This window comes from Candidatus Methylomirabilota bacterium (assembly GCA_035260325.1).
Lineage (GTDB): Bacteria > Methylomirabilota > Methylomirabilia > Rokubacteriales > CSP1-6 > AR19.
Window position 1 is genome coordinate 21,825 of the sequence record DATFVL010000025.1, and the last position, 6,161, is coordinate 27,985.

8 protein-coding genes are annotated in these 6,161 nt (G+C 72.4%); 3 read left to right on the forward strand and 5 right to left on the reverse strand.

The window, feature by feature from the left end; all coding sequences use genetic code 11:
- Positions 1-2: 2 nt before the first annotated feature.
- From modB to VKG64_01750, 4 genes are read right to left on the reverse strand one after another with little or no spacing between them, the layout of a single operon-like run.
- Positions 3-656, reverse strand: coding sequence for a molybdate ABC transporter permease subunit (gene modB / locus VKG64_01735; GenBank protein ID HKB23747.1), 654 nt, complete (start codon positions 654-656; stop codon positions 3-5).
- A gap of 6 nt (positions 657-662) precedes the next feature.
- Positions 663-1,430: a molybdate ABC transporter substrate-binding protein gene (gene modA / locus VKG64_01740; GenBank protein HKB23748.1), complete on the reverse strand. Its 768-nt coding sequence runs from the start codon at positions 1,428-1,430 to the stop codon at positions 663-665.
- 28 nt (positions 1,431-1,458) lie between these two features.
- Positions 1,459-2,154: an ABC transporter permease gene (locus VKG64_01745; protein ID HKB23749.1), complete on the reverse strand. Its 696-nt coding sequence runs from the start codon at positions 2,152-2,154 to the stop codon at positions 1,459-1,461.
- Positions 2,155-2,985 carry a substrate-binding domain-containing protein gene (locus tag VKG64_01750; GenBank protein HKB23750.1) on the reverse strand — a complete coding sequence of 277 codons (831 nt, stop codon included), beginning with the start codon at positions 2,983-2,985 and terminating at the stop codon, positions 2,155-2,157.
- 102 nt (positions 2,986-3,087) lie between these two features.
- Here VKG64_01750 and tpx point away from each other — a divergent pair, with 102 nt between their 5' ends.
- The 3 genes from tpx to VKG64_01765 all read left to right on the forward strand — a co-directional run bounded on the left by tpx (position 3,088) and on the right by VKG64_01765 (position 4,701).
- Entirely contained in the window at positions 3,088-3,624 is a 537-nt protein-coding gene (tpx, locus tag VKG64_01755; protein ID HKB23751.1) for a thiol peroxidase, read from the forward strand.
- A gap of 1 nt (position 3,625) precedes the next feature.
- Positions 3,626-3,865, forward strand: a complete 240-nt coding sequence (locus tag VKG64_01760) for a DsrE family protein (protein HKB23752.1) — start codon at positions 3,626-3,628, stop codon at positions 3,863-3,865.
- A gap of 119 nt (positions 3,866-3,984) precedes the next feature.
- Positions 3,985-4,701: a 6-phosphogluconolactonase gene (locus tag VKG64_01765; GenBank protein ID HKB23753.1), complete on the forward strand. Its 717-nt coding sequence runs from the start codon at positions 3,985-3,987 to the stop codon at positions 4,699-4,701.
- 13 nt (positions 4,702-4,714) lie between these two features.
- Here VKG64_01765 and VKG64_01770 read toward each other — a convergent pair whose 3' ends face one another.
- Positions 4,715-6,160: an aldehyde dehydrogenase family protein gene (locus tag VKG64_01770; GenBank protein HKB23754.1), complete on the reverse strand. Its 1,446-nt coding sequence runs from the start codon at positions 6,158-6,160 to the stop codon at positions 4,715-4,717.
- Between the last annotated feature and the right edge of the window lies 1 nt (position 6,161).

A 6,161-nucleotide genomic window follows, 5' to 3' on the forward strand; every position in this document is an offset into this window, starting at 1 on the left:
GGTCAATACCGGAGCCGAGCCAGCCGGCTCAGGCCGAAGAGCAGCACCACGACGACGCCGACGGCGATCAGCGCGAGGGCGTTCGCCTCGGGGAGCTGCGCGCCCTGCACGCGGTCGTAGATCGCGAGCGGCAGCGTCTGGGTCCGCCCGGGGATGTTGCCCGCGACCATGAGCGTGATCCCGAACTCGCCGAGGGCCCGGCAGAAGGCCAGCACGGCGCCGGCCAGCACGGAACGCCAGGCGAGCGGCAGGGTCACGCTCCAGAACACGGACCACTCCGAGCGCCCGAGCGTCCGCGCGGCCTGCTCGAGCTGGTGGTCCACGGTCTCGAACCCCGCCTGGGCCGACTTGATCAGGAGCGCGATCGAGCCGACGCACGCCGCGAGCACCGCGGCGCCCCACGTGAACGCCAGCTCGAGCCCGATCGCGGCGAGTGCCTGCCCCACCGGCCCGCGGCCGCCGATGACGAGGAGCAGGTAGTAGCCGAGGACGGTCGGCGGCAGCACCAGCGGCAGGACGACGGCCGCCTCGAGGACGTTGCGTCCCGGGAAGCGCCGACGCGCCAGCAGGAGGGCGACCGGGATGCCGATCAGCAGCGTCAGCGCCGTCGCGGTCAGGGCGACGCGGAGGGAGAGCCACACGGGGAAGAGGTCCATGCGCGGTCAGAGCTCCCCGGGCAGCCTGAACCCGTAGCGCTTCATGATCGGGCGGCCCTCCGGCCCGTTGACGAACTGGATGAACGCCAGCCCGAGCTCGGGCCGCGGGCTCCGCCGCACCACGGCGGCGACCTGGTCGAGCGGCACGTGCAGCGCGGAGTCGATCGGCGCCCAGTCGACCTCCGGAACGTCCGCGATGGACCGGGCGACGATCCCGGCGTCCACCGCCCCGGTCTGGACGAACTGGAGCGTGTGGCGGATGTTCTCGCCGTAGACGAGCTTGGGCCGGACCGCCTCCCAGATCCCCGTCTTCCGGAGGGCCTGCTCGGCGGCCCGGCCGTAGGGCGCGTGCGCCGGGTTCGCGATGGCCACGCGCCGGACGCGCGCGTCGAGGAGGCTCCGGAGCTCCGGGAGCTTCGGCCCGAACGCCTTCGCGGTGACGAGGACGATCCGCCCCTGCGCGTAGAGCGTCCGCGTCTCGGCGAGCAGGACGCCCTCGGCCACGAGCGCGTCCACGAACGACCGGTCGGCGGCGAAGAACACGTCCGCCGGTCCGCCCTCGCGGATCTGGTAGGCGAAGTTCCCCGTCGAGCCGAAGACGAGCGTGACGCGCGCACCCGTCGCCTTCTCGAAGCGCGGCGCCAGCTCCCTGAACGCGAACGCAAGGTCCGCCGCGGCGAACACCGTGAGCGACGGCGGCTCGGCGGCGACGCTCGAGCCGGGGGAAAGGGCGAGCCACGCGAGGGCTACGCCGAGGAGCAGCGGGCGCCGCATCACGCCCCACATTCTACAGTCGGCGCCGCTACGGGGCGCTGCGCTGCTGGATCACGGTCAGCGCCCAGTTCACGAGGAAGACGACGACGAGCAGGAGGACCGAGAGCGCGAGCGCGACGTCGAAGTTCCCCTTGCCGGTCTCGAGCACCATCGCCGTCGTGAGCGTACGCGTCTGCCCCTTGATGTTGCCGCCGACCATCATCGAGGCGCCGATCTCCGAGATCACGCCGCCGAAGCCCGCCATGACCGCGGCGAGCACGGGCAGGCGCGCCTCGCGCAGCACGACCCAGACCATCTGGACGCGCGAGGCGCCGAGCGCCAGGAGCTGCAGCCGGAACGCTCGCGGCACCTGCTGGACCGCGGCGAGCGTCATCCCGGCCACGATCGGCGCCGCGATCACCACCTGCGCGACGATGATCGCGGCGGGCGTGTAGAGAACCTCGAGGCCGCCGAGCGGCCCGCTCCGCCAGAGCAGCAGCGTCACGAAGAGGCCGACGACGACGGGCGGCAGGCCCATGCCCGCGTTCACCGCGGCGACGACGAGGCCGCGGCCGGGGAAGCGCGCCAGCGCGAGCGCCGTGCCCGCGGGGATCCCGAGGGCAAGCGAGACGAGCGTGGCGCTCCCCGACACGAGGAGCGAGAGGCGGAGGATCCCCAACACCTCGCCGTCCCCCGCGAGGAGCAGCGCGGCCGCCTGCCCGACGCCGTCCAGGAGGAGGTCCATCTACTTCACGTCGGCGTCGGTGCGGCCGGCCAGCGGGACGAACAGCGACCGGCCATACGTATCCACGCCGAACGCCTCGATGACCCGCTGGACCGCCGGCGAGACGATGAACTCGGCGAACGCCCTGCCGCCGGCGGCGTTCACGCGCGGGCCGTTCGCGGGATCGACCTCCAGCACCGAGTACACATTCAGGAGCGGGCGGTCGCCCTCGACCATGATCGCGAGCGCGAGACGCTTCCGGAACGCGAGGAACGTCGCGCGGTCGGCGAGCGTGTAGGCGCGGCGGTCGTCGGCGATCCCGAGCGTCGCCCCCATGCCCTGCCCCGACTCGATGTACCACGGCGCGGCCGGCGTCACGCCGGCCTCCTTCCACAGCGCGAGCTCGAGGATGTTGGTGCCCGAGCCGTCCCCCCGCGACACGAAGGGCGCGCCCGCCGCCGCGACGCGCCGGAGCGCGGCGACCGCGCTCCGCTCGCCGCGGACCCGCGCGGGATCGGCCTCGGGGCCGAGCACGACGAAATCGTTGTACATGACGAGGCGGCGGTTCCGGAGCTTCCCCTCGGCGACGTACTTCTTCTCCAGCGCCGGCGCGTGGGCGAGCGTCACGTCGGCCTCGCCGCGCGCGGCGAGGGCGAGCGCCTGGCCCGTGCCCACCGCGATCGTCCTCACCGTGTAGCCGGTCCGCTGCTCGAACATCGGCACGAGGACGTCGAGGAGCCCCGAGTCCTGGGTGGACGTCGTCGTGGACAGGATGACGACCCTCGGCTGGGCGGCGGCGGGCGCGCCCGAGGCGAGCAGCACGAGCGCGGCGGCGAGCAGGCGGACGAGCATCCCCTCTCCTTTCGTCGAACTCGTAGTGTAGCGCACGGCGCTTGCGTTCCCGGAGAATCCCGCTATGCTTCGCCGCATCTGCAACGCAAGGAGGATCCTCCGATGGCCGACGAACGCAAAGGCGCCGTCACGCTCCGCGGCAACCCCCTGACGCTCGGCGGGCCCGAGCTCAAGCCCGGCCAGAGCGCCCCCGACTTCACCGTGCTCGACAACGCCCTCAAGCCGGTCAGGCTCGCCGAGGCGAAGGGCAAGGTGGTCATCCTGAGCTCCGTGCCGTCGCTCGACACGCCGACGTGCGACACCGAGACGCGCCGCTTCAACCAGGAGGCGGCGAAGCTCGGCGAGGGCGTGGAGGTGTGGACGATCAGCCGCGACCTGCCGTTCGCGCAGAAGCGCTGGTGCGGGGCGGCGGGCGTCACGAGCGTCAAGACGCTCTCCGACTTCCGCGCGCGCGTGTTCGGGCCGGCCTACGGCGTCGAGATCAAGGACGGCCCGATCGCCGGCCTCACCGCGCGCGCCGTGTTCGTCGTCGGCAAGGACGGCACGCTCCGGCACGTCGAGTACGTGAAGGAGATCGCCTCCGAGCCGAACTACGAGGCGGCGCTCGCCGCGGCGAAGGCGGCGGCCCAAGGAGGGTGAGATGGCCAGGATTCTCTACGTTGGCACCTCGGGCAGCGACGATCCGACCCGCGCCGGCCTGCCCTTCAACTTCGCGCTCGGAGCCCTCGAGGCCGGCCACCAGGCCGAGATCTTCCTCGCCGGCGAGGCTTCCTACGTCATGAAGGAGGAGATCGCCACCGCGATCCTGCCCGTCGGCATGCCGCCGCTCCGGGAGATGCTCCAGAAGGTGGTCGAGCAGCGCGTGCCGATCTACGTCTGAGGGCGCTGCTCGATGGCCCGTGGGGTCACGGAGCAGGACCTGAAGCCCAGGAACGCGCAGTTCATCACGCCCAAGGTCTTCGCCGAGAAGGTCGCCGCCGCGGACAAAGTCGTCACGACGTGAAGGTCGTCGTCCATCGCGACGCCGCCGAGCTGGCCGAGGCGGCGGCGCGCCTCTTCCGCGAGCGGGTCGCCGCGCGGCCGGGGCTCGCGATGGCGGTGCCCGCCGGCCGGACGCCGCGGCGCATGTACGCGCTCCTGCGCGAGAGGCAGGCGCGCGAGCCCGTGGACTTCGGCGCGATGCGCGTCTTCTCCGTGGACGAGCTCTGCCCGCCCGCGCCGAGCGACGGCTACTTCTGGCGCCAGGTCCGCGAGGAGTTCCTCGCGTGGGCCGGCGTGCCGCCCGCGCGCTGGCACCCGTTCCGGGTGGACGCGCCCGACCTCGAGGCCATGTGCGCCGAGTACGAGGCGGCGATCGCCGGGACCGGCGGGCTCGACCTCGTCATGCTGGGGCTCGGGCCCAACGCGCACATCGCGTCGAACGAGCCCGGGAGCGCCTTCGACTCGGTGACCCGGCCCGTTCGCCTCCTGCCCGAGACCGTGGGCTACATTCTGACCGACGAGGTGATCCAGGGCGGCGTCTCGGACCGCGCGGTGACGCTCGGCATCGACACGATTCTGAAATCGCGCGAGGTCGTCGTGCTCGTGAGCGGCCGCGCCAAGCGCGAGCCTCTCGCGAAGGCCCTCGAGGGGCCGATCGGCCCGACGGTGCCCGCCTCGGCGCTCCGGCTCCACGCCCGCTGCACAGTGCTCGCCGACCGGGAGGCGAGCCCCTGACCGGCGGCGCCGGTCAGCCGAGGTCGACCCAGACGGTCTTGACCTCGGTGTAGTGGTCGAGCCCGACCGAGCCCATCTCCCGTCCGAACCCGGACTCCTTGAAGCCGCCGAACGGCAGCGCGGCGTCGAACAGGTTGTAGGCGTTCACCCACACGGTGCCGGCGCGGAGCGCGCGGGCGGCGCGGAGCGCCTTCGCGACGTCGCGCGTCCAGACCGCCGCCGCCAGGCCGTACGTGGTGTCGTTGCCCTGGGCCAGGCCGTCCTCGAGCGACTTGAACGGGATCACCGAGAGGACGGGGCCGAAGATCTCCTCCCGCGCGATCTTCATCCGGTTCGTGACGCCGTCGAAGATCGTCGGCTCGACGAAGTAGCCCTTGCCGCCGCCGACGTTCGCCCGGCCGCCGCCCGCGACGAGGCGCGCGCCCTCGCGCTTGCCCGCCTCGATGTACGACAGCACCGTCTCCATCTGCTGCTTCGAGACGACGGGGCCCATGCGCGTCGCCTTGTCCATCGGGTCGCCCACCTTGAGGCCCTTCACCTTCTCGGTGAGCTGCGCCACCACCGCGTCGTGGATCGTCTCCTCCACGAAGAGGCGCGAGCCCGCGGCGCACACCTCGCCCTTGTTGTAGAAGATGCCCGTCATCGCGCCCTTCACCGCGGCGTCCACGTCGGCGTCGGCAAAGACGATGTTGGGGGACTTCCCGCCGAGCTCGAGCGACAGGCGCTTGAGCGTCCCCGCCGCCTCGCGCATGATCGCCTTGCCGACCTCCGTCGAGCCCGTGAACGCGATCTTGTCCACGCGCGGGTCGCGCACGAGCGCCATCCCGACCTTGCCGCCCGGGCCGGTGACCACGTTGAACACGCCCTCGGGCAGTCCGGCCTCCTGACAGAGCTCGGCGAACCGGAGCGCGGTGAGCGGCGTGAGCGACGCGGGCTTCAGCACCACCGTGTTGCCCGCCGCGAGCGCCGGTGCAATCTTCCACGACGAGAGCAGGAACGGGAAGTTCCACGGGACGATCGCGCCGACGACGCCGACCGGCTGGCGGAGCGTGAACGTGAAGGCGTTGTCCCGGAGCTGGAGCGTCTCGCCGTGGATCTTCGTCGCCCAGCCCGCGTAGTAGCGGAAGACCTCGGCGGCGAACGGGATCTCGACCTTGCCCGAGTCGAACATGGTCTTCCCGGTGTTGAGGCTCTCGAGCCGCGCCATCTCGTCGAGGTTCTGCTGGATGAGGTCGCCGAGCTTCCAGACGATGCGGCCGCGCTCGGCGGCGGTCAGCCGCGGCCACGGGCCCGCGTCGAACGCCTTGCGCGCGGCGGCGACGGCGAGGTCGACGTCGCGCTCGTCGCCCTTGCCGACCTCGGCGCTCGGCTCCTCGTTGGCGGGGTTGATCGTCTTGTAGGTCTCGCCGGAGACGGGCGCGCGCCAGGCGCCGCCGATGAAGAGCTGTCCAGTGGGCATG